Origin of the sequence: Kocuria sp. (genome assembly GCF_030536815.1) — a bacterium.
In the GTDB taxonomy this organism is placed as follows: Bacteria; Actinomycetota; Actinomycetes; order Actinomycetales; family Micrococcaceae; genus Kocuria; species Kocuria gwangalliensis.
The window spans coordinates 1-4,287 of the sequence record NZ_JAUNPE010000168.1 but is presented as its reverse complement, the minus strand read 5'-3'; the positions used below and the strand labels follow the sequence as shown (position 1 = coordinate 4,287).

At 64.8% G+C, this 4,287-nt stretch carries 3 protein-coding genes and 1 pseudogene; 2 read left to right on the top strand and 2 right to left on the bottom strand.

The annotated features are described in order from the left end of the window. Positions 1 to 395 (bottom strand): annotated as a pseudogene (locus Q4E95_RS11430) (cation:proton antiporter); the annotation flags it as partial. Between the two features lie 319 nt (positions 396 to 714). Between Q4E95_RS11430 and Q4E95_RS11425 the strand changes: the two are divergent. Next, the gene (locus tag Q4E95_RS11425) at positions 715 to 1,746 is read left to right on the top strand and encodes an LLM class flavin-dependent oxidoreductase (RefSeq protein WP_303383426.1); all 1,032 of its coding nucleotides are present in this window, start codon (positions 715 to 717) and stop codon (positions 1,744 to 1,746) included. Further along, complete coding sequence (locus Q4E95_RS11420) at positions 1,743 to 2,828, top strand: FAD-dependent oxidoreductase (protein ID WP_303383425.1); 1,086 nt, start codon at positions 1,743 to 1,745, stop codon at positions 2,826 to 2,828. The genes Q4E95_RS11425 and Q4E95_RS11420 overlap by 4 nt, the downstream gene beginning before the upstream one ends. Before the next feature lie 55 nt (positions 2,829 to 2,883). Here Q4E95_RS11420 and Q4E95_RS11415 read toward each other — a convergent pair. After that, positions 2,884 to 4,287 (bottom strand): anion permease (locus Q4E95_RS11415; protein WP_303383424.1); only part of this gene is annotated, 1,404 nt, incomplete at its 5' end.

Sequence of the window (4,287 nt, the reverse complement as noted above, 5' to 3'; positions counted from 1 at the left end):
ACGATCAGATCATCGGCGAGCACCAGCGCCAGCATGGCCGCGGCGAAGCCCGTCATGAGGAGATAGAACGTGCCGTGCTTTCCGCCGGGCTCCAAGTAGCGGGTGGAATAGACCATGATCATGGCGCCGATGACCAGCACCAGCAGCGTGAACACCAGAGCCAGGCCGTCCATGCGGAGACCCAAGCCGACGTCCACCGTGGGCATCCACGGGGCCCACTGCTCGACCACCGGGGAACCGGAGCGAGCGGCGTCGGCGAATGCGGATGTGGCCAGCGCAGCCGCGCCCAACAGTGGGAGGGCAAGCACCCAGCCCGCATTGCGGCCCAGAAACTTAATGATCAGGGGCGAGGCGAAACAGGTGAGGAGCGCAATAAACAAACACGTGAGTAGCAAGAAAACACCTTGGTCCGGGCATCAGAACATGGGCGGGCCAGAAGGTCGACGTCTCCCGCGCAATGCGCCGGACGAGTTCAGGCCAGTGGTGACGCGAGCGCGTGAGAAGGCGGTGCGCCGGCCTGATTAGCGCCCCACGATGAAACCTGCCCATTGGTCCCCAGGGACATGGAGAGCACCCATAAGGTCGGCTCGAAGGCCGCGGGGGTGAAGGGGTGCAGTGAAGACATCCTCCCGATCATAACAGTTGTGCGGGTCAGGCTGCATGGGTGCGTCAGCCCCATCGGAATACTTGACATGTCCACAGTGTTCCCTTGGTATGACTGTTGAACTTGGCATTGACACGTTCGGAGACGTGACCTGGGACGCCCAGGAGAACCCGCTGTCGCACGCGCAGGTGGTGCGCAACGTGGTGGAGGAGGGCGTGCTCGCGGACCAGGTGGGGTTGAATTTCATCGGACTGGGAGAGCACCACCGCGATGACTTTGCCGTGACTTCTCCCGAAATGGTGCTGGCTGCCATCGCGGCGCGGACCAAGAACATTCATCTGGGCTCCGCCGTGACCGTGCTCAGCTCCGATGACCCCGTGCGCGTGTACGAACGCTTTGCAACCTTGGACGCGCTCTCCAACGGCCGGGCGGAGATCATTTTGGGTCGCGGTTCCTTCACCGAGTCCTTCCCGCTGTTCGGCTACGCGCTGGAGGACTACGAGGAACTCTTCGAGGAGAAGCTCGCCCTGTTCGCCAAGCTGCGCACGGACCAGCCGCTCAGCTGGGCCGGCAAGCACACCCAGAACCTGGACAACGTCACCCTTTATCCGCCCGTGGAGCACGGTTTGTTGAAGTCGTGGATCGCCGTGGGCGGCAGCCCCCAGTCCGTGGTGCGCGCGGCCCACTACGACATCCCGCTCATGCTCGCAATCATCGGCGGCCCGGTGGACGGCTTCGCCCCGTTCGCCGACCTGTACCGCCGCGCGCTCGCCGAGTTCGGGCACACCGAGACCAACCCCGTGGGCTTCCACTCCTACGGTTACGTTGCGGAGACCGATGAGCAGGCCATGTCGGAATTCTTCAAGCCGTACGTCCTCTCCACGCGGCGCATCGGTGCCGAGCGGGGTTGGCCGGCACCCACTCGCGATTCCTTCGAGAACGAGGTCAAGCACGGTTCCATGGCCGTGGGCTCCCCGGAGACCGTGGCCCGCAAGATCGCCGCGGGCATCAAGTCCCTGGGCGCGTCCCGGTTCGACCTCAAGGTCAGCACGGGTCCGTTGTCCCACGAGAAGATCATGACGAGCATCGAGCTTTACGGCACCAAGGTTGCCCCGCTCGTGAAGGACATGCTGTCCGAATGAGTGCCTTGGATGTCGTGGTCATCGGTGCCGGGCAGGCGGGTCTGTCCGCCGCCTATCACCTGGTCAAGGCCGGCTTGCGCCCGCACGAGGACTTCGTGGTGCTTGATGCCAATCCCGGTCCCGGCGGCGCCTGGCGGCACCGATGGCCCTCCCTCACGTTCGGTACCGCCCACGGGATCCACGACCTGCCCGGTCTCCCGTTGGGCACGCCGGACCCCGCCGAGCCGGCGTCCTCCGTGGTTACCCGGTATTACGGGGAGTACGAGGCGCGGTTTTCACTACCGGTCATTCGCCCGGCGCGAGTTTTTTCCGTGGTGTCCGAAAGCGACGCCGACGACGCCGCTCTGCTCGTTCACACCGACGCCGGCACCTTTCGCACGCGGTACCTGATCAACGCGACCGGCACGTGGGACAAGCCGTTCTGGCCGTGGTACCCGGGGCGTTCCGAGTTCCGTGGGCGACAGTTGCACACGCGAGATTTCTGGTCCGCGTCCGAGTTCGCCGGTCAACACGTGGTGGTGGTCGGTGGCGGTACCTCCGCCGTGCAGTTCCTGTTGCAGCTCAACCAGGCCGGTGCGACGACCACGTGGGTAACGCGACGCGAACCCGTGTTCGAACCGAGGTCCTTCGACTCGGAATGGGGCCGAGATGTGGAACGACGCGTGCGCGAACGCACCGGTGCGGGGCTGCCGCCCGAGAGCGTGGTGTCCGTGACCGGCCTGCCGTTGACCCCGCAGTATCAGCGGGGGATCGACCAGGGGATTCTGGTCTCCGCCGGGCCGATGACCTCTTTGACTCCGGACGGGGTGCTGCTGGCAACCGGCGAGGAAGTGCACGCGGATGCGGTGCTGTGGGCCACCGGCTTCCGCGCCTCGATCGACCATTTGGGGCCGTTGCAGTTACGTGAGCGCGGCGGCGGAATCCGCACGGAAGGCGTACGGGTGGACGCGGACCCTCGCGTGTTCCTGGTCGGCTACGGCTCATCGGCCTCCACGCTGGGAGCCACGCGCGCGGGCAGAACGGCAGCGCGCGGCGTCGCCAGAGCCCTCAAGGCTGCGGGGCACCGCGAACTCGTGCATTGAGGGACATTTCCGGGAGGGGACATCCCTGCCACGAACCGTGTACCAGTGGACGGATTTAGTTCCACATACCGAGCAGCGCCATCCAGGCGCCACCCACCACGGTCCAGATGAGAATCAAGATGATGGACATGATGAACGCGACGCGCACCCATTCGTTGACCTTGACATAACCGGAACCGTAAATGACGCCGGCGGGGCCGGACGAGTAGTGCATCAGGGTGCCGAACAGGTTGCCGATGAAGCCGAATGCCAGGGCCGCAAACAGTGGGGGAGTTCCGGCCGCAACCGCTGCGGCGAGGAACACGGCGTACAAGGCGACGATCTGCGCGGTGTTGGACGCGAACAGGTAGTGCACGTAGAAGTACACGAGCGCGAGAATGCCGAACGCGAGGCCCCACGGCATGCCGCCGACCATTCCGGAGACCACGGAGCCGATCCAGTCGATCACGCCCAGATCGTTGAGGTGGCCGGCCATGCCCACGAGCACGGCGAAAAAGATCAGGGTGTTCCACGCGGAGCCGTTGGCGGCCATGTCCTTCCAGGTCAGGACCCGGGTGACGAGCATGATGGCGATGCCCACGAACGCTGCGGTGGTGGCGTCGATTCCGATGCGTGAGCCGAAGATCCAGAGGACAAGAAGCAGCACGAACGTGAAGATCATGGTGATTTCACCGCGGGTGATCTTGCCCATGGTGGTCAGTTCGCGCCGAGCCATTGCGGGAGCCTCGGGGGTCTTCTTGACCGTGGGGCCGTAGATTTTGCTCATGGCCCACGGAACGACCGCCAGGCTCAAGAGACCGGGCACGATGGCGGCCAACGCCCAATTACCCCACGTGACCTCGACGCCCATCTCCACGGCCGCGTGCTGTGCCACGGGGTTACCGGCCATGGCGGTGACGAACATCGCGGACGTGACCACGTTGACGTGCGACGCGGTGAACGTCAGATAAGAGCCGAGCCTCCGCCGTGATTCATCCGTCTCCGGTGTCGAGTTCTGGACCTCCGCGATCGAGCGAATGATCGGGTACACCACGCCGCCGGCGCGTGCAGTATTGGACGGAGTAGCCGGAGCCAGGATCAGGTCGGTGGCGGCCATGCCGTAGGCGATGCCCAGGGGGGACCTGCCGAGCTTGGACACGAAGATGAGGGCCACGCGTCGTCCCAGACCGGTGAGGAGAAAGCCGTCTGCAATGAAGAACGCCGCAACAATGAGGAGCACCGTGGAGTTCGCAAATCCGGCGAGCGCTTCACCCTCCGGAACGCTCATGGTTCCGGTCACCATGGCCACCGCCAGCCCTATGAGGGTCAGTGACGGCGTGGGCAGCGGCTGCAGGATCAGGCCGATGATGGTGGCCACGAAGATCCCGAGCATGTGCATACCGCGTGGATCGACCCCTTCGGGCGGGGGAATGAAGAAGATGACCGCACCGACCACCAGCATGACGCCGAATTTCCAGAG